This is a genomic window from Ruegeria haliotis (assembly GCF_013377785.1).
Classification (GTDB): Bacteria; Pseudomonadota; Alphaproteobacteria; order Rhodobacterales; family Rhodobacteraceae; genus Ruegeria; species Ruegeria haliotis.
Map to the genome: position 1 here is coordinate 215028 of NZ_JABXWT010000001.1, position 23474 is coordinate 238501.

The 23474-nt window shown below is 56.8% G+C and carries 26 protein-coding genes; 12 read left to right on the top strand and 14 right to left on the bottom strand.

Translation table 11 applies throughout. The features are described 5' to 3' along the window. Window positions 1-17 precede the first annotated feature (17 nt). The 4 genes from HW561_RS01075 to HW561_RS01090 form a co-directional block, all read right to left on the bottom strand. A complete protein-coding gene (locus tag HW561_RS01075) occupies window positions 18-1085 on the bottom strand; it encodes a 5-(carboxyamino)imidazole ribonucleotide synthase (RefSeq protein WP_176861375.1) in 1068 nt (355 codons plus the stop codon). A 2-nt stretch (window positions 1086-1087) separates the two neighbouring features. Then, window positions 1088-1843 carry an NAD(P)-binding domain-containing protein gene (locus tag HW561_RS01080; RefSeq protein ID WP_176861376.1) on the bottom strand — a complete coding sequence of 252 codons (756 nt, stop codon included), beginning with the start codon at window positions 1841-1843 and terminating at the stop codon, window positions 1088-1090. Beyond that, window positions 1840-2325, bottom strand: coding sequence for a 5-(carboxyamino)imidazole ribonucleotide mutase (gene purE, locus HW561_RS01085; RefSeq protein ID WP_176861377.1), 486 nt, complete (start codon window positions 2323-2325; stop codon window positions 1840-1842). The genes HW561_RS01080 and purE overlap by 4 nt, the downstream gene beginning before the upstream one ends. A 77-nt stretch (window positions 2326-2402) precedes the next feature. Beyond that, window positions 2403-2627 carry a YdcH family protein gene (locus HW561_RS01090; protein ID WP_176861378.1) on the bottom strand — a complete coding sequence of 75 codons (225 nt, stop codon included), beginning with the start codon at window positions 2625-2627 and terminating at the stop codon, window positions 2403-2405. Between the two features lie 164 nt (window positions 2628-2791). On the opposite strand from HW561_RS01090, the gene HW561_RS01095 reads away from it, so the two are divergent. The 4 genes from HW561_RS01095 to HW561_RS01110 all read left to right on the top strand — a co-directional run bounded on the left by HW561_RS01095 (window position 2792) and on the right by HW561_RS01110 (window position 5289). Beyond that, a complete protein-coding gene (locus tag HW561_RS01095; RefSeq protein WP_176861379.1) occupies window positions 2792-3205 on the top strand; it encodes an Hsp20 family protein in 414 nt (137 codons plus the stop codon). A gap of 5 nt (window positions 3206-3210) precedes the next feature. After that, on the top strand, window positions 3211-3435 hold the full coding sequence (locus HW561_RS01100; protein WP_176861380.1) for a DUF1150 family protein: 225 nt from the start codon (window positions 3211-3213) through the stop codon (window positions 3433-3435). Between the two features lie 109 nt (window positions 3436-3544). Continuing rightward, the gene (locus HW561_RS01105; protein WP_176861381.1) at window positions 3545-4432 is read left to right on the top strand and encodes a PhzF family phenazine biosynthesis protein; all 888 of its coding nucleotides are present in this window, start codon (window positions 3545-3547) and stop codon (window positions 4430-4432) included. Then, window positions 4429-5289, top strand: a complete 861-nt coding sequence (locus HW561_RS01110) for a glycosyltransferase family 10 fucosyltransferase (protein WP_176861382.1) — start codon at window positions 4429-4431, stop codon at window positions 5287-5289. The genes HW561_RS01105 and HW561_RS01110 overlap by 4 nt, the downstream gene beginning before the upstream one ends. A gap of 79 nt (window positions 5290-5368) precedes the next feature. Here the strand turns inward: HW561_RS01110 and HW561_RS01115 are convergent, their stop codons facing one another. The 4 genes from HW561_RS01115 to trxB form a co-directional block, all read right to left on the bottom strand. Next, entirely contained in the window at window positions 5369-7087 is a 1719-nt protein-coding gene (locus HW561_RS01115) for a bifunctional sulfate adenylyltransferase/adenylylsulfate kinase (protein WP_176861383.1), read from the bottom strand. 196 nt (window positions 7088-7283) lie between these two features. Beyond that, window positions 7284-8975, bottom strand: a complete 1692-nt coding sequence (locus HW561_RS01120; protein ID WP_176861384.1) for an adenylate/guanylate cyclase domain-containing protein — start codon at window positions 8973-8975, stop codon at window positions 7284-7286. Window positions 8976-9051: 76 nt separating this feature from the next. Then, complete coding sequence (locus HW561_RS01125) at window positions 9052-9504, bottom strand: RES family NAD+ phosphorylase (RefSeq protein ID WP_328803217.1); 453 nt, start codon at window positions 9502-9504, stop codon at window positions 9052-9054. A 1-nt stretch (window position 9505) separates the two neighbouring features. Further along, window positions 9506-10447: a thioredoxin-disulfide reductase gene (gene trxB / locus HW561_RS01130; RefSeq protein WP_176861386.1), complete on the bottom strand. Its 942-nt coding sequence runs from the start codon at window positions 10445-10447 to the stop codon at window positions 9506-9508. Window positions 10448-10673: 226 nt separating this feature from the next. Here trxB and HW561_RS01135 point away from each other — a divergent pair, with 226 nt between their 5' ends. Continuing rightward, window positions 10674-11174 (top strand): Lrp/AsnC family transcriptional regulator, encoded by a 501-nt coding sequence (locus HW561_RS01135; protein ID WP_176861387.1) that lies wholly within the window; start codon window positions 10674-10676, stop codon window positions 11172-11174. A gap of 120 nt (window positions 11175-11294) precedes the next feature. Here HW561_RS01135 and HW561_RS01140 read toward each other — a convergent pair whose 3' ends face one another. The 4 genes from HW561_RS01140 to lgt all read right to left on the bottom strand — a co-directional run bounded on the left by HW561_RS01140 (window position 11295) and on the right by lgt (window position 15499). Beyond that, the gene (locus tag HW561_RS01140; RefSeq protein WP_176861388.1) at window positions 11295-12077 is read right to left on the bottom strand and encodes a Hint domain-containing protein; all 783 of its coding nucleotides are present in this window, start codon (window positions 12075-12077) and stop codon (window positions 11295-11297) included. Window positions 12078-12792: 715 nt separating this feature from the next. Then, window positions 12793-13551 carry a peptidoglycan editing factor PgeF gene (gene pgeF / locus HW561_RS01145; RefSeq protein ID WP_176861389.1) on the bottom strand — a complete coding sequence of 253 codons (759 nt, stop codon included), beginning with the start codon at window positions 13549-13551 and terminating at the stop codon, window positions 12793-12795. Continuing rightward, the gene (locus tag HW561_RS01150) at window positions 13548-14615 is read right to left on the bottom strand and encodes a class I SAM-dependent methyltransferase (RefSeq protein WP_176861390.1); all 1068 of its coding nucleotides are present in this window, start codon (window positions 14613-14615) and stop codon (window positions 13548-13550) included. The genes pgeF and HW561_RS01150 overlap by 4 nt, the downstream gene beginning before the upstream one ends. After that, window positions 14612-15499: a prolipoprotein diacylglyceryl transferase gene (lgt, locus tag HW561_RS01155; RefSeq protein ID WP_176861391.1), complete on the bottom strand. Its 888-nt coding sequence runs from the start codon at window positions 15497-15499 to the stop codon at window positions 14612-14614. Before lgt ends, HW561_RS01150 begins: the two co-directional genes overlap by 4 nt. Before the next feature lie 97 nt (window positions 15500-15596). Between lgt and HW561_RS01160 the strand changes: the two genes are divergently transcribed. The 5 genes from HW561_RS01160 (at window position 15597) to HW561_RS01180 (ending at window position 18805) form a co-directional block, all read left to right on the top strand. Further along, entirely contained in the window at window positions 15597-15845 is a 249-nt protein-coding gene (locus tag HW561_RS01160; protein ID WP_176861392.1) for an accessory factor UbiK family protein, read from the top strand. 323 nt (window positions 15846-16168) lie between these two features. After that, entirely contained in the window at window positions 16169-16669 is a 501-nt protein-coding gene (locus HW561_RS01165) for a type III secretion system chaperone family protein (protein WP_176861393.1), read from the top strand. Between the two features lie 39 nt (window positions 16670-16708). Beyond that, window positions 16709-17524, top strand: a complete 816-nt coding sequence (gene proC, locus HW561_RS01170) for a pyrroline-5-carboxylate reductase (protein WP_176861394.1) — start codon at window positions 16709-16711, stop codon at window positions 17522-17524. Beyond that, entirely contained in the window at window positions 17517-17855 is a 339-nt protein-coding gene (locus HW561_RS01175) for a tRNA-binding protein (protein WP_176861395.1), read from the top strand. Before proC ends, HW561_RS01175 begins: the two co-directional genes overlap by 8 nt. Then, window positions 17855-18805, top strand: a complete 951-nt coding sequence (locus HW561_RS01180) for a 2-hydroxyacid dehydrogenase (RefSeq protein ID WP_176861396.1) — start codon at window positions 17855-17857, stop codon at window positions 18803-18805. Before HW561_RS01175 ends, HW561_RS01180 begins: the two co-directional genes overlap by 1 nt. Here the strand turns inward: HW561_RS01180 and HW561_RS01185 are convergent. Further along, complete coding sequence (locus HW561_RS01185; RefSeq protein ID WP_176861397.1) at window positions 18802-19380, bottom strand: thymidine kinase; 579 nt, start codon at window positions 19378-19380, stop codon at window positions 18802-18804. The two genes, HW561_RS01180 and HW561_RS01185, sit on opposite strands and share 4 nt — an antisense overlap. Window positions 19381-19738: 358 nt before the next feature. Here HW561_RS01185 and HW561_RS01190 point away from each other — a divergent pair, with 358 nt between their 5' ends. Together HW561_RS01190 and HW561_RS01195 are read left to right on the top strand one after the other, a co-directional pair. Further along, entirely contained in the window at window positions 19739-20200 is a 462-nt protein-coding gene (locus HW561_RS01190; RefSeq protein ID WP_176861398.1) for a hypothetical protein, read from the top strand. A gap of 182 nt (window positions 20201-20382) precedes the next feature. Further along, window positions 20383-22176 (top strand): hypothetical protein, encoded by a 1794-nt coding sequence (locus HW561_RS01195; protein ID WP_176861399.1) that lies wholly within the window; start codon window positions 20383-20385, stop codon window positions 22174-22176. A 35-nt stretch (window positions 22177-22211) separates the two neighbouring features. Here HW561_RS01195 and HW561_RS01200 read toward each other — a convergent pair whose 3' ends face one another. Continuing rightward, window positions 22212-23336 carry a beta-ketoacyl-ACP synthase III gene (locus tag HW561_RS01200; RefSeq protein WP_176861400.1) on the bottom strand — a complete coding sequence of 375 codons (1125 nt, stop codon included), beginning with the start codon at window positions 23334-23336 and terminating at the stop codon, window positions 22212-22214. Window positions 23337-23474 lie beyond the last annotated feature (138 nt).

Here is a 23474-nt window from a genome sequence, read left to right on the forward strand (position 1 = left end):
CCGCGACTGGGCACCGCTTACCGTGTGATCCGATTGAAATGACCCATCTTGCGACCGGCCTTGACCTCGGCCTTGCCATACAGATGCAACGCCACGTCCCGCTCCCGAGCCAGTTCGGGCACGCGGTCCATGTCCGACCCGATCAGGTTCTCCATCACCACGTCCGAATGCCGCTGTCCGTCACCCAACGGCCAGCCTGCGACTGCGCGAATGTGCTGTTCGAACTGATCGACGGCACAGCCGTTCTGTGTCCAGTGCCCCGAGTTGTGGACGCGTGGGGCGATCTCGTTCACGATCAACCCTTGCGGCGTCACGAACAACTCGACCCCCATGACACCCACATATTCTAGGGCGTTCAGGATGTTGGCGGCTAGTAGGACTGCATCGGTGCGCTGGGCAGGCGGCAGACGGGCGGGGACGGTGGTTGTGTGCAAGATACCGTCCCGATGCACATTCTCACCGGGATCGAAACAAGCTACCTGACCGTCCAAACCCCGCGCCGCGATGATTGAAACCTCATGGCTGAACTCAACAAATCCTTCCAGAATGGAGGGTGCCCCAGCCATCTCGGCCAGCGCGGTTTCGGCATCCTCGGGCGCGCGCAAACGCGCCTGTCCTTTGCCGTCATAGCCAAAGCGGCGCGTTTTCAGGATTGCTGGCGTACCGATCTGGCCTATTGCACTGCGCAAGCTGTTCAGATCGGTGATATCGGAATAAGGGGCAGTGTTGAGGCCAAGGCCTTGCAGAAATGCCTTCTCGGTCACCCTGTCCTGACTGATGCGCAACGCCTCGCGTCCTGGTCGGATCGGGCAATGCGCTTCAAGCAGATCCAGTGCCTCGGTCGGGATGTTCTCGAATTCATAAGTGATGACATCCACAGACTCAGCGAAGGCCTTCAATGCGTCCGCGTCATCGTAGCCTGCCGTAGTGATCCGATCTGCCACTTGCCCTGCAGGCGGGTTTGCACCCGGCTCGTAGATATGGCTGGCAAATCCCAGCCGCGCGGCAGCGACCGACAGCATACGGCCCAATTGACCGCCACCCAATATTCCGATCGTTGCACCTGGGGCGAGCATGTCCGTCATCATCACGTCTCCAACCGTTTTCCAATTGCCGCCAGGGCTTGTTTTAATGCATCGTGGGCTTTGTCCGAGCGCAGTGCTGTAATCATTTGCAGACTTAGCGTTCCATCCGTTGCCAAGGCATCGCGTTCTTCCGCCAGTCGCCCAGCCTTGCCTTTTTCCATTGTGGCGAGAAAGCCTGAGACCAACTGAGTTGTGTAGAATTCGGCCGCATCTGCGTCCCCGGTTTCTTTGGCCAACCAATCGGAACCGGTCGCCATCAAATCCAAGAGGCCGGGTACCATGGCGCAGACCGCGAAATGCGCGTTGAGCGCGGTTGCATCCGAAACTTTGACTACCGGGTTTTCCGGCTCGAACAGATCGGCCAGCAGGCAATCATTGCCGAATGCGGCCAGAGGACACCCGCCAGCCTGCAAAAAACCCAAAGGAATTGTTTGAACGAAGTCCGAGGCGGGCGCGCAGAGCGACGCAAGCTCATCTGCTGAAACGGCTGCCATAACCGATATGATCTGTTGATCCGCACGAAAGGTCAGAGAGGACAGTACCTCGGCTGCCATGTGCGGTCGCAGGCAAAGGAAGACAATGTCGCTGGTGTCGATTACGGACTGAGGTGCCGCAACGCTGGCACCCAATTCCACCTTCAGCTGAGCCGAAACCTGAGCGCTGCGTTCCGTGACCGAAATTTTGTGCCCCTTGGCCGCCAGAAACCGCGCAATCGGGGCGGCGATGTGCCCGGTGCCAATAAAGCCAATCCGGCTCATCCTTCGGGCTCTTGCGCAATCGAGGCAGACAGGGCCGTGCGCCACGCATCCAAACGCTGGGCCAGTTCGTCATCTTGCAAGGCAAGAATACCTGCCGCCATCAGCCCGGCATTCGCACCGCCTGCGGATCCGATTGCCATGGTTGCCACCGGAAACCCCTTGGGCATCTGCACAATCGAATACAAAGAATCGACACCCGACAACGCCCGCGTTTGAATTGGCACGCCCACGACCGGCACTCGGGTCTTGGATGCCATCATGCCCGGCAAATGCGCAGCACCGCCAGCACCGGCAATGATCACCTGCAGGCCACGCTCCACGGCGGTTTTCCCGTAATCCCAAAGGCGATCTGGTGTGCGATGGGCCGAAACGATACGTTTTTCGTAGGAAACGCCCAGTTCATCCAGAATATTCGCAGCTTCTTTCATGGTGGGCCAGTCCGATTGGCTTCCCATGATGATCCCGACTTTGATCTCGCCCATCTGCTTATGTCCCTGCCGTCCAGAAAGAGCGCGCACTATAGCCAAATCCGGTTATGTGGCAATGCAGTGTCGGTGTATTAGGCAATGATATCGGGGGTCAGACGGTCTTCGATCAACCGAATGATGTCCTTGAGACGCAATTTCTGCTTTTTCAGACGCTTGAGCGTCAGTTGGTCTGCCGTACCTTTGGCCTGCAAGGCCTCGATCGCCTCATCCAGGTCGCGGTGCTGGCGGCGAAAAACCTCCAGTTCAACCCGCAGAACTTCATCAGTTTTCATCGAAAGATCGGTGGGCGCGTTCATGGGCGACTCAATTTGGCTGGTGGTGCGTTCCACACAAGATAGTGTGTTAAGGTGAATCGGGCCAGACCTTGTGGACATCCCTGTTTCTTCCCATATTCTATAACACGCGGTTGCCGATACGGGACCGCAGACCACGTCGCTTTGACAATAAAGGACGAGAAAACGTGTCAAAACTTACTCTTGGCTCACACCCGCATCTATTGGGGTTCGAGCAGTTGGAGCGCCTTCTGGAACGGTCTGCAAAGGCTGGCAACGAAGGGTACCCGCCTTACAATATCGAACAGACCTCGGATTTTTCCTACCGTATTACTCTGGCCGTGGCCGGGTTTGCTGAAAAGGATCTGTCGATCACCATCGAGGATCGTCAGTTGGTCATCCGGGGCCGTCAGCGCGATGACAGCGAAGGGCGTATATTCCTGCACCGTGGCATCGCCGCACGTCAATTTCAGCGCATGTATGTGCTGGCCGATGGTGTCGAAGTGGGCGAGGCGATCATGGAAAACGGTCTGCTGCATGTGGATCTGACCCGCGCCGTGCCTGAAACCGTGGTGCAGACAATCAACATAAGGAAGGGGTAAGAGCTATGAATACACCGATTGAAATCAACACCGAAGGCGACCGGATCGTTTATGTGAAAACGGTTGACGTCGCCGACCTGCCGCGGGATTTGCGTGATCAGGCGGGCGATCTGGATCAACTATATGCGGTTCACGACTCGGATGGGCAACAGCTTGCGCTGGTTGCCGACAGGAAACTGGCCTTTGTGCTGGCCCGCGAGCATGATCTTTCGCCGGTGGCCGTTCACTGAACGGCCCCAAACCGTGTCCTTTTGACGTGACTTTCTTCGCGACAAAGGCGACATATGCGAACCGGCGTGGCCGTGCTGGCCGCCATTTTTGCATCAAGGAAAATAATGCATGAGCTGGTTCGATTTTGATTGGGTAGATGCCTTCAGCGATCGCGCTTTTGGTGGGAACGGATGCGCCGTGGTCCACGATGGGGCCAATTTGCCCACAGAGACATGCATGGCGTATGTCCGCGAAACCTCGTTGGTTGAATGTACATTCACGGGCCCATCGAATGTTGCCGACATTCGCGTGCGCTATTTTCTTGCCAGTCGGGAAATCCCGTTTGCGGGCCATCCAACGATTGCCACTGTCGCGGCCATGCGATCACGGGGGTTGTTCACGGGTGAAACGCTGACGCTTGAGACAGGTGCCGGTATTGTTCACATCCGGCTGAATGGCGATGAAATCGAAATGACGCAGATCGCGCCAGAATTTGGCGCATACGTCCCTGCTGAACTTGTCGCGTCTGCAATAAGTCTACCTGAGAGTGTCATCATTTCCCCGCCACGGATGGTTTCGACCGGTTTGCCGTTCTGCGTTACTGTCCTACGTGACCACAGTGCCCTGCGCGCGGCACGTCTGGCCGAAGGGCCGTTGCGACAGGTGGCGCAGGCTGCAGGTTATTCCGGTTCAGACATGGCCGAACCGTTCCTGGTGACGCTTCAGGGGGCGACGGCTGCGGGCGATACATTCTCGCGCCTGCTTCTGGCCCCGCCCAGCCCACCTGAGGATCCCTTTACCGGATCGGCTACCGGAGCAATGGCGGCATATCTGTGGAAATACGGACTAATGGACAAAGACACGTTCATGGCCGAGCAGGGCCACGACATGGATCGCCCTGGTCAGGCCACAGTGACGCGTGTCGGCCCGGCTGAAGCGATGACAGGGATCAAGGTCGCAGGTAGGGGTCACGTCCTGATGCGCGGGCAGGTCGATCTGCCCGAGAATGCGCAATGACTGAACCCGCCATTGCCATTTTGCCCTATGGCCACCGTCTGGGTTCGAAACTGGGCAAGGTACCGTTGGCTGATCTCATCTGGCCCGAAGGCTGCCCTGATCGGTTGAGGGGCAAGTCAGTCGGCGATCTGGAGCCGACCGATCACCTGATCATGTACCCAAACTCGACGGTGCATCTGCGCTTGCGCCGGGGCACCCGGGCGCGGATATCGCTGATGATGGGCGAGCCATCGGCCCTTCACGCCAAACACGACCGGTTGCTACGCTTTACCTGGCGGCGCTTTTTCCGGGTGCTCACCTTTCATGACGTTTTGTTGCAGGGCATACCCAACGCGGTGTTCTTGCCTTACGGCGTGACGATGGTGCCTGACTGGCGCGATCTGTCAGTCGAGAAAACCAAACCCTGTTCTCTTATCGCTTCGGCCAAACGCGACCTTGTGGGGCATCAACTGCGCCATGCGGTCATCGACTGGGTGCGCGAGACCGGGGCGGACGTGGACATCATGGGCCGTGGTTACACGCCGTTTGATCAGAAATCTGATGGGTTGGCCCCTTATCGCTATTCGGTGGTGATCGAGAATGTACGCGAGCGGAACTATTTCTCAGAGAAGCTGACGGACGCGATCCTATGCTCGACCGTTCCGATCTATTGGGGGTGTCCGAACATAGGTGATTTCATGGACACCTCGGGCATGATCCTGTGCGAAACGCAGGCTGATATCCAGCGCGCTATCGCGGCTATGTCACCTGAAGATTACGCAACGCGCCTACCGCACTTGCAGGTGGCTCAGGCCAAAGCAGACGACTATGGTAATTTTGAGCGCCGCGCAGTCGCCGCCATACGGGCTGAATTATAAAAATCTGAAAACCTGAAGCAGATAGCGAAAAGCCCCCGGAAATCCGGGGGCTTTCGTCAGTGTTATGCTCTAAGCAGGATCACGACGCGGCAATCAAACCCATGCTCTCCAGCTTTAGCAGAACCTGATGGGCGCAATTGTCGACCTCGACATTCTCGGTCTCGACGCTCAGCTCTGGGTTCGGCGGAACGTCATACGGGTCCGAGATGCCGGTGAATTCCTTGATCTTGCCCTCACGTGCCAGCTTGTACAGGCCCTTACGGTCGCGGCGTTCGCATTCTTCGATACTTGTTGCCACGTGTACCTCGCAGAAGGCCCCGAACTGTTCGATCTCTTCACGAACAGCGCGGCGCGTCGTGGCGTAGGGCGCGATTGGGGCGCAGATGGCGATGCCGCCATTCTTGGTGATCTCGCTGGCGACATAACCGATGCGACGGATGTTCAGGTCGCGGTGCTCTTTCGAGAAGCCGAGCTCGGACGACAGGTTCTTCCGCACGATGTCACCATCCAACAGCGTGACCGGACGCCCGCCCATCTCCATCAGCTTGACCATCAACGCGTTGGCGATGGTCGATTTGCCCGAGCCAGAGAACCCGGTGAAGAACACGGTAAAGCCTTGCTGGCTGCGTGGTGGTCTGGTTTTGCGCAGCTCGGTCACAACCTCGGGGAAACTGAACCATTCCGGGATTTCCAGACCTTCGGCCAGACGGCGACGCAGTTCAGTGCCCGAGATGTTCAGGATAGTGACGTTATCTTTGTCCAGGATCTCGTCATTCGGTTCGTATTGGGCACGTTCCTGCACAAAGACCATGTGTTTGAAATCAACCATCTCGACGCCGATTTCGTCCTGATACTGACGGAACAGATCTTGCGCGTCGTAAGGCCCGTAGAAATCATCACCGGCCGAGTTCTTGCCGGGACCAGCATGATCGCGACCAACGATGAAGTGGGTGCAGCCGTGGTTGGCGCGGATCAGGCCGTGCCAGACCGCCTCACGCGGGCCAGCCATGCGCATCGCCAGATTCAGCAGCGACATCGAAGTGGTCGAGGCCGGGTATTTATCCAGCACCGCCTCGTAGCAGCGCACGCGGGTGAAATGATCCACGTCGCCCGGCTTGGTCATGCCAACGACCGGGTGGATCAGCAGGTTGGCCTGTGCTTCCTTGGCAGCGCGGAAGGTCAGTTCCTGATGCGCACGGTGCAGCGGATTGCGGGTTTGGAATGCAACGATACGGCGCCAACCCAGCTTGCGGAAATAAGCGCGCAACTCGTTCGGCGTGTCGCGGCGCGCGCGGAAGTCATAGTGCACGGGCTGTTGGATGCCGACTATCGGGCCACCCAGATAGACTTTGCCGGCCGCGTTGTGCAGGTAGTTCACCGCCGGGTGCGCGTCGTCATCGGCACCAAAGACCTTTTCAGCCTCGCGCGACTTGTTTGGCGTCCAGCGGTCGGTCACAGTCATGGTGCCCAGAATGACACCTTCCTGATCGCGCAGGGCGATGTCCTGTCCCAACTCGATCTTCTCGGCGAAGTCCTCGCTGACATCCAGAGTAATAGGCATTGGCCACAATGTGCCGTCTGCCAGACGCATGTTTTCAACGACGTTGTCGTAATCAGCTTCGCCAAGAAACCCTTTTAGCGGGTTGAAACCACCATTCATCAAAAGTTCCAGATCGCAGATCTGGCGCGGGCTCAAATCCCAGCTGGTTAGGTCAGCGGCCTCGACTTTCAGCTTCTGAGCCGAGTCATACGACACAAATAATTCTGGGATTGGGGCCAAATTGCTTAACATGGTCATCAGAATACTCTTATCACAGTGTTGTTTTACCAATGGGTCTCGGGCGTTTGGGGGGCATTTGCCCCGACTGTCGATCAAAGTCCACCAGCGCCAATGAAACAAAGGATGATATGCGCTGATTTTTTCTGGAATGGAAGGAATTTCCAGTTTGCGTTAGAAAATGCGACTGAGGTTCCGCCAATTGGCAACAATCTTCTCAGCCCGAGGATATGTGTTCCTGTCTGTGGACCGGTTGGCCTAGGTCTGACGCGCAGGTCACCGGCAGGGCAGGAACCGGCTGCGTAACGCCACGCAGTTGAAACAGGCGGATGTCATCTGAATTGATCTCGACATCCGCCGCTTGCAGCAGTTCGTCAGAGACCAGCAATTCAACACCCAGTGCCTTGGTTTCACTTTCCAGACGGCTGGCAACATTGACTGCATCGCCGATAATGGTGCGTGACGCATGCCCTGCCGCGCCAATCTCACCCAAAACGAGATCACCCAGATGCAACCCCATGCCAATGCGAATACGGGGGCTGCCTTCGGCTTCCAGTTGCTGATTGAAACGGTCCAGCGCGTGACTGATATCGATGACCGCCTTTAGCCCGGCGCGGGCTGAGCTGGCTGCATCAGCTTTTTCGAAGACGGCGAGCAGGCCATCACCCATGTATTTGTCTACGACGCCACCGTCATGGGTTATGGCCGGGACAATTGCGTCAAAAAAGCGGTTCAGCAGGAACACGATGTCATAGGGCAATTGCCCTGTTGTACGTGCTGTAAAACCGCGCATGTCCAGAAACAGGACGGCCAGCTGCCGTTCCTGGCCCTGACTGGCATGACCTCGGTGGCGCCCGCCGTCGGGCCGAAAAACGCGAAACACGGTAACCGGTTCGGTTGGTCGTATCTGGCAGGCCAGCCTTGTCTGGGCCGAGGCGCCAACTGCGGCCAGGCTGCGTGCCTCGACGTCGCTGGGCGGGGGCAGAAGGTCCGCTCCGTCTTCGACAATGACCCGACAGGTGGTGCATCGCCCTTTGCCGCCGCAAAGCGCTGTGTGCGGGACCCCGTTTGCCTGCGAGATCTCCAGCAGCGTCATGCCCTTTTCCGCGACCACCTCAGGGCCGCGCGCGTATTTGATCCGCACAGAATGCCTGCGTCGCCACAGTTTGCGGCCGACATAGAACAAGGCTGACGCACCCAAGGCGATCCAAAATGCCATCAGCGCGTTGTCTTTGACGCTGAACATGGCCTGAAACGCTTCGGGTGAGGGCCAGTTGTAGTGCTCGATATACTGGTCCCGTAGAAATTCGTCGGAAAAGTCGGACCAGATTCGCCGACCTTCGGTCAGCAGCCCGGCCAACGCGAAGGACGGGATGAACACGGCCACCCCAATCAGATAAGGGACCGTCTTGGGCCACCAACGGGTCAGCCGTAGCCACATGTGCAAGCCGATACACCCGTGCACCCAGACAATCAGCAGCAGCAGGCTTTGCATCCAGATGGCCGAGTTGGGCCACATCAGAATGATGATGTAACCCATCTCGTCATTGACGCCGTAGATTTCGTGCGCATAGCGCGTTTGGACAATGTGCGAGATCAGTTGCAGCGGGATCAACAGACCCAGCGCGACCTGCAAGGCCGAGCTGAATGGCATGCGCAGGGTTTTGCGTTGCGCAATCGACGTCAAGGCCAGGCCGGCGTGAACGAGGAGTGCTGCATAGAGAAGCACGCTCATGATGCCGTGCCGGGTGACGGCTTTGCGCCCATCCTGCATGCCGTGCAGATAGTCAGTATGAAACAGACCTAGGCCGATGTTGAGAAAGTGGAAAAAGGCAAAGGTGAACAGGATTAGACCACTACCGATCCTGAGCCGGGTTGCCCATCCGCCGCGCCAAAGAGCGTTGTCCAATGCTACCACCCGTAATCACTTCGTTTGACCAAGTTTGAGGCGCCTCGATGCAGGGGTCAAGCCAAGCACCGTGACATTAGGAAGGCCAGGGTTCTGCAGGGCTGACTGGTTCAATCAATGTCGGTCGGGTATCGAACAGAACGACATGGCTGAGTTCCGGACGAGATCGCGAGCTATACAGTAACCCGTCGGCACCCTGTTTCCGGGCAGCGTTGGAAAAAGCCCAGGTCGGAGAAACTGCGCCCGTCGCCCGGATATCTTGCCAAATCACCGACACTTGGGAATGCCCACGCAGATCCAATAAACGCGCGCCCGAAATTTGAAATCGCTGAATGACTCGCGGCGGATCATCAGCCGATATATATCGCCGGATCGCTATCCCGGTGCCCTTGGCACTGAGAGACGCATAGAGCGCCCATTGACCCGAGTGGTGAAACCGACCTTCGGGCGCGCGGGCAGGGGCTAATGAGGCATCTGCCCGCGATCGAAACAAAATTCTCCAGACCGGGCCAGAGAATTCCTTGATCACTTTACTCTTGCTCTGCCAGGAACCGCTCGGCATCCAATGCGGCCATACATCCCATACCTGCGCTGGTGACGGCCTGACGGTAGATGTGGTCCGTCAGATCGCCTGCTGCAAACACACCGGGGACCGAAGTCTCGGTTGATCCAGGTTTGGTTACGACATAGCCGCCCATGTGGGTCTCCAGTGTGTCCTTCACCAATTCGTTGGAAGGAGCATGCCCGATGGCGACGAAGACACCTTTGCATGGAATCTCGGTGATCTCGCCAGTCTTGACGTTCTTGACGCGAACGCCCTCGACGCCCAGCGGCGCATCGGTGCCGATCACTTCGTCCAGTTCATGGAACCAGAGCGGTTCGATCTTCTCGTTCTTCAGCAGGCGATCTTGCAGGATCTTTTCGGACCGCAGCTCATCGCGGCGGTGGATCAAGGTGACTTTGCTGGCGAAGTTTGTCAGGAACAGTGCCTCTTCGACGGCAGTGTTGCCCCCCCCGATGACCACGATTTCCTGACCGCGATAGAAAAATCCGTCACAGGTGGCACAGGCCGAGACCCCAAAGCCCTTGAATTTCTCTTCCGATGGCAGGCCCAGCCATTTGGCACGGGCGCCTGTCGCCAGAATGACTGCGTCTGCGGTGTATGTTGTGCCGCTGTCACCTTTGGCCGTAAAGGGGCGCTGGCTCAGGTCCAGATTGCTGATGATGTCTCCGATCACTTCGCAGCCCATTGCTTTGGCATGGTCCTGCATTCGAACCATCAGATCGGGGCCTTGAACCTCGGTATCACCGGGCCAGTTCTCGACCTCGGTTGTGGTGGTCAACTGTCCGCCCGGCTCGATCCCCTGTACCAGAATGGGGTCCAGCATTGCGCGGCTGGCATAAACGCCGGCCGTGTATCCTGCTGGTCCTGATCCGATGATCAGAACCTTGGTGTGTCGTGTGTCGGCCATGGTACCCCCGCTCGAACTGCCTTATGTGGGCCTTTTGCCCGTCGCAACGATATAGCGACGGGTGGGCAGGGCTTAAAGCCCCTTCCTGCCCGCGACTTGTTATGCGATGCGGGACGAGTCACAAAGAAAACGAGTGTTTTGAAAACATACAATATTGCGCATGCGCGAAACATTATTGCGCATGGGCGGGGTGCTGATATAAGAACCGAAAAATCAGGAGCATTTGATGGTCACGACTCGGCTGGATGAAATCGACCGCAAAATTCTGGCGGAATTGCAGGCAGACGGTCGTATGACCAACGTGGAATTGGCTAAGCGAGTCGGCATCTCAGCCCCGCCCTGCCTGCGACGCGTGCGTACTCTTGAAGAATCGGGTTACATCACCGGCTACCATGCCGAGGTCAATGCCCGCGAACTTGGGTTCGAGGTTCAGGTGTTCGCGATGGTTGGGTTGGACAGTCAGGCCGAAACGGAATTGCGCGCCTTCGAGGAGCGTTGCCGGGACTGGCCCTTGGTTCGGGAATGTCACATGCTGAACGGTGAGGTGGATTTCATTCTGAAGTGCGTCGCACCTGACCTGAGCAGTTTTCAACAGTTTCTGACGGGCGAGTTGCTGACCACGCCGAACGTGGCCAGCGTCAAAACCTCGCTTGTTATCCGCGGCGCAAAAGACGAACCCGGCGTGCCGTTCGATGTTCTGGAAGATCGAATGAACCGGACGGCATAAGCCGTATGCGCTCTTGCGGCGCGGAACGCGGCGGCAGCATCGCTGCGACCGCCAAGGATAGAATCCAACTTAGTAATAGCTGCATGATGCCCCCGCTATGCAGTAATCGTTAACAACACCTCAGGCAGTGATCGCGTCGACTTCCCCGTCTCCGGCGCGCGGCATCAGCAGCGGGCCAAAATCGTTCAGCGATTCGATATGCGCAAACAAGTTCAGATAGATCGACCGAAGTGAATGGCTGATCATCCGTACTGCGTTAACACCTGGGTGATAGGTTTCAAACTGTAAACCATCGACACGGATCACCGCGTGTTTTTTGAGGCTTATGTGAAACAGTTCCACCGGTGTGGGCGGCATTGTTTCGACAACACCCATCCCATCCTGAAACTCTGCCACAGGTGTCAGAATCTGCGCGCCTCCGTGCAGGTGGCGCAGATGTGCGGGTGTTCCCAATAGCCGCGCAGCCGGACCGGCAATCACACCCGACATTGGTTTTTGCATTCCGAACGTATCAGCCATGATCCGCGTCAGCGGGCGTGTGCGGCCTCTCGAGTCTTCGCGTCCGGGGACCAATGTGACTGACCCCTTCCACAAGACGGTTTCAGATGTGCCATCTTGAGTTAGAACGCTGTCCCCCGGCATCAAATCCTCGATTGCCATCGGTCCGTGTTCAGTTTCAACCAATGACCCGCGTGAGAAGGCACAGAATGCGTCCTCGAACATCGGCAGAGCTGGCGCGATATGACGTGTCTGTACGACATCGCCGTTTTTTAACAAGCTGCTGACTTCATAGCGTCGCAACTGCGCCTTTTGTGTTGTGGCCGGTCGCGGTGCCTCGCGTAACAGTGCCGATGTTTCAACGGCGTTTCTGGCAGCGCGAGCCAATGAATTTGGAATAGTCATAATTATTCCGTCCCCTTTAATCTCCGGACAGGTGGGACAGGCCCACTTGGCGGATTGGTTCTTTGTCTTGAAACAAATGGGTAACCTCTGGGCACTGGCGGTAGCGGCAGCGCACAGCGAAGTAAATTCGCGTTCCATTGGTCAACACATTGACCCCCCAGACAAACTCGTACTTTGCGGGCATGAATTTCCCACACACACACTCCAAAAACAGGCCGCATATAGTCCGCGACCAGTCACGTATCGGGGCGGAGCACTTCCCGATTCGCGTCTTCCCCATTAAGACCGGCAGCTTGGTCTCTTGGGTTTCTGTCTCAGCGTCGCGTTGCCAAACGGCGGGCGACCCTGGCAGAATGGCTTGAAACTCGCTTCCATGGCATTTCCAGATTCTGGTCTTGCGCAGCAGCAACTACTGCGCTGAGAAAGCGAGATTTCGTTTTCATTTTCTGATCCTGCTCTGCTTGGGGTCTGACGCCCCGTATCCCTTGAGAGCCTAACGTGACGCTGATTTGCGGCAGGGATAAGGCTTATCCGGGATCAAATACGGACAAAAAATGAAGTTTGGCAGCCCTTCTTAATTGAGATGCCAGAAATCAAATGTCTGAAAGTCAGGTAACCATCTGAGTACTGGCAAAAAATTCGATACGATTCTGCGCTGAATAAACACAACAAATGTGGCGGAAAGGTGGCGATATTGCCTTATTCAGGGCAATTTCTACAATCTTATGGCGGAAATCAGGCGGCCATAATCAGCTTCTTTCGCATGTGTAGTGCGGCGATAGGAATAGAACCGATCTGGGTCTGAATAGGTGCAATGCCGGGTCCATTCGGCCTGCCCGATATCAGCCTGACGTAACCTGTGCAGGCCAAAGCCAGTCAGGTCAAAATGTAGCCGATCACCCTGACCATTGGCGAAGAAACGGGTGTTTTCTGGTGAATCTGCCACGAAATCGTCGAGAAACTCGGGCCCGACCTCATAAGCGCGTTGCGAAATTGAGGGCCCGATTACGGCGCGGATGTCTTTTCGTGAAGCACCCGCCGCCTCCATGGCATCCAACGTGGCTTCGAGCACCCCGTCCAAAGCACCGCGCCAGCCGGCATGGGCTGCGCCGATCACTTTTGCGTCAGGATCAGCGAACAGGACAGGTTGGCAATCTGCCGTAAGGATCGTCAGGGCTAATCCGGGTGTTGCTGTTACGATCGCATCTGCTTTGGGTCTGTCACCGATGATTGGCCCATCAACTGTCAGAACGGTTGGAGAGTGTACCTGATGCACACCGACCAGCGCGTCCGGTGCCACCTCCATCGCGTCAGCCACGCGTCGGCGGTTCAATGCCACGGCCCCGGTTTGATCAGAGGACCCGTAACCGCAGTTCAACCCGGCGAAAATACCTGATGAGGCACCGCCACGTCGACAGAAGAACCCATGTCGGATGGGTGACAGCATGTCCGAAGTCAGAATTTCCAATGTCATGGCTCGAGTCCCGGTGGTGGCGCTGCATGTGACGGGTAGAGGCCCAGCACTTTGAACAGGTTTCCCATTTCATCGGGATGCGTCAACCGGCGATGTGCGGCGATCAGGTCTTCAAGCTCGGAACCGCTCAGAGACTTGGTCAATGCATGAGCCCGCGCGGTGATTCCCAGCCGCTCCAGAAACACACCCTGCTGTGTCAGACGTGTATGGGCGCATCCCGCTGCCCGGGTGGCGATTGCCAGAGGCTCAAAGTCCACATGCGCGGTTAAGTCAGCCTGACCCGGCGCTTCCAGCGGGCCAGAGCGCTCATGCGCCCGCAAGGCTTGGAACGTATCGCCCAACGAATGCCAGTCGCCGTAATCCACGATCAAAGCGGCCCCGCCGTGGGTGGCAATCCGCCCGGCAATGACCGTCAGAATTGGAATTGCTGCCGCGCACAGCTCGACCATGTCGTCATCTTTTGTGTCTGCCAGCCTGTCCTGTAGCGCGACTTGTGATGTATTTGGCCCTAGGCCAAAGGTCAGCGCTTGGCCTCCGTCGCCGATCAACCGCTCACGCCACCCGTCGCCATCTCGCAGGAACTGGCGAATGGGGAGGGCATCAAAGAACTCGTTGGCCACCAGAAACAACGGCAACTCGGGCAAGTCGGTCACGCTGTCGATCCATTGCGGGATGTGTCCGCTCAGGGCTTCGGCCTGTATCCCCTTCAATGCGGGTGATGCCTCCAGCAGGAAAATCTGTGCGGCATCATGAAACCCGGGAATGGTGTGCGTTGCGCGCAGCATGTCCGCCATCAACGTCCCACGCCCCGGCCCAAGCTCGGCCAAGGCAATCTGCGTAGGTCGTCCTTGAGTTATCCAGCTTTGCGCCAAGCATAGGCCGATCAACTCGCCGAACATCTGGCTGATTTCCGGGGCGGTGATGAAGTCCCCCTGCGCCCCAAGCGGGTCGCGGGTTGTGTAATACCCCAGCTTTGGGTGCAGCAGGCATTCGGTCATGTAATCAGCCACGCTCATCGGACCATCCTGACGGATGCGAGCAAGCAGGTGATCCCGCAGGTTCATGTCGCGCGCCGCGCGCGGACTGCAAACCAAAGACCAAGCGCAATCATGGGGAGTGACAGCAACTGTCCCATTGTCAGGCCATAACCGCCCATATGCCATGCCAGCCCCAACGGATTTCCGGGCGAGACGAACTGTGCGTCTGGCTGGCGGAAGAATTCAACGATAAACCGCGATGCGCCATAGCCCGCCAGAAACAGGCCCATGATCAAGCCCGGTGTACGAAAGGCCCTGCGGCGATAGACCAACCACAGCAGCAAGGTGCCGAGCAACACGCCTTCCAGTGCCGCCTCGTAGAGCTGCGAAGGGTGCCGCGCGCACATGCCCGCAACAACTCCGGGACAATCCTGCGCCGCCATGCCAGGGAAGATGACAGCCCAAGGCAGCTCGCTGGGTCTGCCCCACAGCTCGGCGTTCACGAAATTTGCCAACCGTCCCAGCAGCAAGCCGGGCGGGACGGTGTATGCAACCAGATCACCCAGCGACAGGGCAGGGATGTTGTGGCGTCTGGCAAACAGGTATGAGGCGAAAATGACGCCCAGTAGGCCACCGTGAAAGGCCATACCGCCTTGCCAGACTTTGATGACTTCCAACGGATGCGAAAGATAATAGGCAGGTTGATAGAACAGCACGAACCCCAATCGCCCACCCAGAATGACGCCCAGAATAATCCAGGTGACCAGATCCTCTAGTTGATCGGGCTTCATTGGGGGCGAATCGCCTGGCCACAAAACCGGACGCCGCAGCGCCATCGTGGCCAGTCGCCAGGCAATCAGGATACCGACGATATAGGCCAGCGCATACCACCTTAGGGCGAAATCCATCCCAAACAGTGAGATCGAGAATAAATCGGGCGACAGATCGGGGAAATTTAGAACAGCCTGCATGTGCGTCTCATTGCCCGGGGTTTGCGAGACAAGTCAACCTTGAGCCCGGGCCATTCTTTACCCATATAGAGACCAACCGCTATACCGGAGTAAAGACATGCAAACGCGTAACAAGATCCTGGATGACGTTTCCCAGTTGATGACCAACGCCATGGGCGTAGCGCAGGGCGCGAAAGACGAGGCCGAAAACGCGATGAAGTCGATGATCGACCGTTGGCTGGCCGACCGTGATTTTGTCACGCGTGAAGAGTTTGATGCCGTTCGTGCCATGGCGCAGAAAGCGCGGGAAGAAAACACAGCGCTTGAGGGCCGTATCGCGGCGCTTGAAGCTAAGTTGGACAAGTAACGCCTAGGCGTTTCGTGAAGATCCAATTTTTCAGGACAAGAGTAGCCGCCGCGCAATCCTGCGTGGGATTGTGCGTGCGGTGTAGTTTGACGCATCACAAAATTTAATCAAGACAAAGCTGCGCCTAGCGTCAATATTTTGGTCGTCGTTGCCATCTGTCCACAACTTATTGCTGTTATCCCCAAGAATAGGGGTTGCCACATCCTCACCCACACCGCACCATATTTAGTACAAGCCTACGGGGGAAGCCCGGCTTGTAGAGCAGGCAACTAGCGCTGGGGCGCTGTCAGCCCCAAAATGCTAGAGATTAGTGAGGTGGTACAATGGCCCTTTCCGAGCAGTTTCTCGAAGAAGACCTTCATCCAATCGATATTGTTGAACATCTGGCCGAACATCACGACTGGGACTTTGATCGTATTGGCGACGATCAGATCGCCATGGCCGTCGAAGGGCAATGGCGCACCTACTCGATCACTTTGGCCTGGTCCAATTATGACGAAACACTGCGGATGGTTTGCTCGTTTGAGATGGAGCCGCCAGCAGATCGCGAAACCGTGCTGTATGAACTTCTCAACAAAATGAACGACCAGTGCTGGGCCGGTGCTTTCACGTATTGGGCCAACCAAAAGCTGATGGTTTATCGCTATGGTCTGGTTCTCACAGGCGGTCAAATGGCCAGCCCGGAACAGATCGATACGATGATCACCGCGGCGGTTCTGAGCGCCGAGCGGTATTACCCCGCTATCCAGCTGGTAACTTGGGGCAACCGTACCCCCGAGAACGCAATGCAAGTCGCCATTGCAGAGGCCTACGGCCGGGCGTAAAGCTTTGCCTCGAACCGTTACGTCAGGGGAGGGGCAAACATGGATATGTCGCGTGTCGCCGAACAGGGGCTGGTGCTTCTGGGTTGTGGCAAAATGGGATCCGCGATGCTGGCCGGTTGGTTGGATCACGGCCTGCCCGCCGCCTCGGTTTGGGTGATTGATCCATACCCTTCAGACTGGCTCAAGGCGCAAGGCGTCAATATCAATACACCAGTGCCTGAGGCACCCGCCGTCGTGTTGGTGGCCGTCAAGCCGCAGATGATGGGCGCAGCCCTGCCTGCAATTCAGGCGCTGGGCGGGGGCGGTAGTCTGTTCATTTCTGTCGCTGCGGGCACTTCAATTGCAACATTCGAAGACGTTCTGGGTGCCGGCACTCCGATCGTGCGCGCCATGCCAAACACGCCTGCGGCCATCCGGCAGGGTATAACGGCGGTGATCGGGAACAGCCACACTTCGGATATCAATCTTGAATTGGCCGAGAATCTTCTGACGGCCATTGGCGAGACTGTTCGCTTGGAATCGGAATCCCAAATGGACGCAGTAACCGGTCTCAGTGGTTCGGGTCCGGCCTATGTCTTTCATTTGATCGAAACCCTTGCAGCCGCAGGTGAGGCACAGGGCTTGCCGCACGAACTTGCCATGAGGTTGGCCAAATCAACTGTGGCTGGGGCCGGAGCGTTGGCCATGGCTGCGGATGAAGACCCGTCGCAACTGCGCGTCAACGTGACCTCTCCCAATGGCACCACTCAGGCCGCGCTTGAGGTTCTGATGCATGCGGAGGAAGGCTTTCCCGACTTGCTACACCGCGCTGTCAAAGCTGCAGCTGATCGATCCAAGGAGTTGTCTCGTGAGTGAGATTACATTTGATGAGTTTCTCAAAGTTGATATCCGCGTGGGCGAAGTGACCCGCGCCGAACCTTATCCCGAGGCCCGCAAGCCTGCGATCAAGATGTGGATCGATTTTGGAGATGAGATTGGTGAACGAAGAACTTCCGCTCAGGCTACTGCGCATTACGATCCGTCCTCGCTGGTGGGGAAGCAGGTGATGGCGGTGGTCAACTTTCCGCCGCGCCAGATCGGCAAGTTCATGTCCGAAGTGCTGGTTCTCGGCCTGCCTGACGAAAACAACGAAATCGTGCTGATCGGACCTGATGGTAAAGTGCCACTAGGTGGGCGGATGCACTGATGAAGCTTTGGATCACCCGACCAATGACATCAGAGGTTGAGGCGCGCGCCCATGCGGATTTCGATGCTGAGATCCGCACGTCTACTTTACCGTTGAATTCTGGTGAACTCAGGCGCGCTCTGACCGACTTTGATCTGGTGGTTCCGACACTCGGGGATCAATTCTCGGCGCAGGTTCTTGCGGATGTGCCGATACCGCGCTGCAAATTGCTGGCCAATTTTGGTGTCGGCTACAACCACATCGATGTGCGCGCTGCGCAGGCGGCAGGGTTGCAGGTGACCAACACACCCGGGGCTGTCACAGACGCAACCGCAGACATTGCCATGACCCTGCTGCTGTCCACAGCCCGCCGCGCGGGAGAGGGCGAGCGTCTGGTTCGCGCAGGCAACTGGGAAGGATGGCACCCGACGCAGATGCTGGGGCATCACGTCACCGGAAAACGGGTCGGCATCGTGGGGATGGGGCGGATCGGTCAGGCGATAGCCGGGCGCTGTCACTTTGGATTTGGGATGCAGGTCGCCTATCTGGCGCGCGGCGCCAAACAGCTCGACTTTGACGCGGAGTATGTTCCGGATCTTCTGACCCTGGCGGCGGCCGTGGATTTTCTTGTTCTGGCTGTTCCCGGCGGGGCCGAGACCCGCCACCTCATCGACGCTCGGGTGCTGGGCGCGATGAAATCGTCGGCCATCTTGGTGAATATCGCGCGTGGTGAGGTCGTAGACGAAGCCGCGTTGATTGCTGGTTTGCAGGCCGGGGAAATTGCAGGGGCCGGGCTGGACGTCTATGAATTCGAGCCGACCGTGCCACATGTGCTGTGCGATATGGAAAACGTCACACTGTTCCCTCATCTGGGCACAGCGACCGAAGAAGTTCGAGCCAGCATGGGCCATATGGCACTGGATAATGTCGCAGCCTTTGTTGCGGGCCGTGCGGTGCCGAACCCGGTCTAGCCCCCGACAGCTTCGCGCCAATGCCTACGACAGAGTGAGACATACGTTTCGTTCCCGCCAATCTGGACCTGAGCGCCCTCGGTAATGGTTTGCCCCTTCTCATCCCGGCGAATCACCATGGTTGCCTTGCGACCGCATTCGCAGATTGTACGCACTTCGCGCATTTCATCCGCCAAGGCCAGAAGTGCGGCAGAACCGGGAAACAGTTTGCCCCGAAAGTCCACCCGCAAGCCGTAGGCCAACACCGGAACCTTCAGATCATCGACGGCACGGGCCAGTTGCCAGGCCTGATCTTCGGAAAGAAACTGCGCTTCGTCCACGAACACACAGGCGATTGTGCTGTTGGCCAACCGCTGTTCTATCATCGAATATACATCGTCATCAGGACGAAACGTATCCGCCGGTTCCGAAATCCCAATACGCGATGCGATCCGCCCGACACCTGCACGCCCGTCCATGGCCGCAGTCATCAGATAAGTCTCCATGCCCCGCTCGCGATAGTTGTGCGAGGCCTGTAGCAACACGGTCGATTTTCCCGCGTTCATGGTGGAATAATTGAAATACAGCTTTGCCATGGCGTGGGTCTAAAACGCTTCGACAAAACGAACAAGTCATCAATAGTCTGCAGGAAAGCGACGTCGCCATTGCAGTTGCAGAGGCCGAGCGCATGCTCTTTGGGGATGGAACCCCCACACTCACAACAGCGACGCCGTCGGCCATCATGTGGCCAAAACGTTGCGAGGCCAAAAAATAACGCCTCACGATCACTCATTACCGGCATGAACTGCCGCCACTCACTCACAAAATCCCCCGCATATCTGAGGGATAGCCAATGTATGGCATTTCAATTATGACTCGAGTATGGGAAATTTCCCCACCCTTTCCCCTAATCTGACAAGCGGGAGCGGGTGAGCAGGTAACAAAGGTAAGAAAATGGCAGATATCGGGGCCTATCTGAAGAAGCATACCGAAGCATTGGTTAAGGATGTCGGAATCGAAGCCGCGTGTGACATAACAGGAAAATCCAAGGCCACGCTGGGGCGATATTATTCCGACAATGCCGAGCATTGTGATCGGTTCATGCCGGTGGACGCGGTTGCCCGTCTTGAGAAGGCTGCGTCCTATCCGCACGTGACTTCGGCGTTGGCTGATCTGAAGAACATTACGTTGTCCTATGATGGCCGCAACACGGATACTCCGCGCACAGGTGGGGTGAATTCGGATGTCATCGCGCTCAGCCAGCGGTTTGCCATGTTGATGACCGAATACCAGGCCGCTATCGAAGACGGAATTATCACAATGAACGAGGCCAAGCGGCTGTTGAAGGAAACCAGCCTTCTGCAGCAGGTCCTAATCGAGATGAAGCTGCATCTGGAAGAGGAAAGTGTAAGCTGACGAACGTCACACCTGCGACAGTGATGGCCAGGCCGGATACGCCGCGAATTATGTGCGACATCCGATAATCACCAGACAATTTGGCTCGGCTAGAGGGTGGTGCATAAACCCACGCTGCTTTCTGAGTATGGTGCCTGACTTGTTGCAAGGTTCAAAAATAAGACAGCTGAGGGCAGGAAAAAATGCAAAGATTGCAGGGGTCGTACAGCATCCTGGCTGACAGGTTTGTATGCCGGTTGTTTGTAGCTGCGTTCTTGGTGCTTATCGCTCTGATCATGCTTGGCGGTTATGTCGAAGGTCCGGATGATACCATGCGATGGGTCACCGTAACGGACCTGCAAGAAGGGCAGGGGTGGTTTGATTCGTACCAGCACCGCCTGGGGCCGGGCGACGGAACTTTGATGCACTGGTCGCGTCTGGTTGATGCGCCGATATCTGCGATTCATTGGTTAAGCAGTGTGGTCCTGCCGCCAAAGACCGCGCTCGGGGTGACAGCATTTGTTTGGCCAATCTTGCTGGCGGGACTTACTCTATGGGCTTTTGCCGTCACCGGCGGTGGGCTGGGGGGGCGCGAAGGGGCGATCTCGGCTCTGGTCATTGGGGTATTTGCCCTAAAGAACTCGGGTAATTACGACCAGTACTCTTTCGATCACCATGGGCTGCAGATCATGTTATTTGCATCCGCCCTAAGTTTCTTTGTTCTTCGCAAGGACAGGGCGCATGCCGGGTGGTGGATGGGCGTGTGTCTTGCGGTGTCAGTGTCCATTGGTACGGAATCGCTGGTACAGATTGCCTTGATCGGGATCTTTTTCGCCCTGGATTGGATATTGTCTGGAAGCGGCAGCCGTCGCCGCACATTGGAATTCAGCGCCGCGATTTTTGTGACTTTGGTGTTGACGACCCTGGCAACGACAAGCCGCGATAGTTTCCTTTACCCCGGATGTGATGCCTTAACCATCAGCGTGGCCATGCCCACCGGGTTGGCCGCGCTCGGGCTATTTGGCGCTGCCTTTCTGGCCTCTGGCTGGTCCGTTTGGGCTCGTGCGGGTTGCTTTCTGGTCGTAGGGGCAATTGTTCTGGGGCTGGCGCACACCTATGCCCCATACTGTTTGGAAAATCCGATTGACCAAATGCCTGCTGCGATGCGCGCATTCTGGCTGAGTCAAATAACCGAAGCTCAGAATGTTACAGTGGTTATTCAAAGGCATACAGGCGAGGTTATCGCGCTGATTGGCATTGCTGTTTTTACGATACTTGCAGCGTCCGTGTTCCTCTGTGCCTCAGATAAAAAGGTAGAGTATCTGCTGCTTCTGTTGCTGGTAGCGGTAGGCCTGATCCTGTTTTTGTACCAATCCCGGATGAGGATATTCCTGAGTATGTCCATGGTGGCGGTGCAGGCTCAGGTATTGCGGGTGATGTTTCAAAAATACAAGGCTAACGGTAGCAGTCTGATGGGCGTTCTCATGATCGTGTTTGTCGCTCTTGTGTCACCGAAAACAGGTGCCAGTATCGAGAAGCGATATACCGCTCTGACCGCGCCCAAAGGCGGAAACGCTGCAAGCGAAACGCAAGAGCCGCGCCGTATAACTTCCTGTAATGCAGAGAATTCCTTTGAGCCGCTTCGTAATCTGGCTCCGGGAATGGTTGTCGTTGGTTTCGACTATGCACCCGACGTACTTCGTCACACGGATCACTCGGTTCTGGCTGGAAATTACCATCGAAACGAATCCGGGCTTCTGGCTCAGATTGATTTGTTCAGATCAGATGCGTCAGAAATAGGCCCGCGTCTTGCAGAGCTGGGTGTGGACTATATCGCGATCTGCAAGTTCAATCCCAGGTCCGAGTATTGGTCGTCTGTATCTGACGGCAAGGGGCTACCTGCCGAGCTTATTGCAGGGCCACTGCCAGAGTTTCTCGAAGAAATCGAAGGCGACGAAGACGCTGCGTTCCACATCTTTCGTGTCAGGAACGGTTAGACTGAATTGTGTATGCGGTTGAACATTTGAGCGCCTCAGGACTGTCGCTTTACGATGACCGAGCCGACTGAGTAGCCCGCTCCAAACGAACAGATCAGGCCGACATCACCGTCCTGCAGGTCGTCGGAGTATTTGGAAAACGCAATGATGGATCCGGCCGATGAGGTGTTGGCATAATCCTGCAGAATGTTGGGTTGCTCGCCGGTCTCGGGCTCTCGGCCCAGAACCTTCTTGCCGATGAAGTCATTCATCGTTTTGTTGGCCTGATGCAGCCACAGGCGCTTCAGATCGCTGGCTTCGACCCCTTCGGTATCCATGTGATCGCTGATATGTTTGCTGACCATCGGCAACACTTCCTTGAACACTTTCCGACCGTTTTGCATGAACTGCATGTCGCGCCGGTCAGTCACTCCGTCAGGGCGCGAGCGGCGCAGGAAGCCATTATTGTTGCGGATGTTGTTGGAAAATGCGGTAGCACAGCGTGTTGATAGAATTTCAAAATGAGGGCCCTGAGCGTCTTCAACACGCTCGATCAAAGTTGCAGTCGCCACATCCCCGAAGATAAAATGGCAATCGCGGTCGCGCCATTCCAGATGGCCCGAGCAGATTTCGGGGTTCACGACCAGTGCTGCCCGAACCGACCCCGACCGCACCATATCCGCCGCCGCCTGAATGCCGAACGTGGCCGAGGAACAAGCGACGTTCATGTCAAACCCGAACCCGTCGATGCCCAAAGCCTGCTGAATTTCGATGGCAATTGCCGGATAAGCGCGTTCATGATTTGAGGCCGCGCAGATCACCAGATCGACATCTGCCGCCGTGCGCCCGGCTTGCGCCAGCGCTGTGTTGCACGCATCCACTGCCATCTCGGTCATGATACCCGGTTCATCATCGCTGCGTTGACGAAGGGACGGATGCATGACGTCAGGATCTAAAACACCATCTTTGTCCATCACGAACCGGTTTTGGATACCAGATGCCTTGAGGATGAACTCTTCAGACGAGTGTTGCAGTGACTCCATCTGCCCAGCCGCAATCGCTTCGGCATTCTTTGCGTTCATCTTGTCGGCATAAGCATTGAAGGCCTGAACAAGTTCGGCATTCGTAATGACGTTCTTGGGCGTGAAAACACCGGTACCGGTGATGGCGGGCGTATACATGGCGGGTCCTGAGTGTTTTGGGTCTGCTCAAAATGCAGTCACAACAGGATTTGATCAAGTGATGTTGACCCAAGGGAATGCAGCGCGTCTGAATGGATTCAGCTTCATATCTTGAATAGTTCGGAAATTGAAGTATAT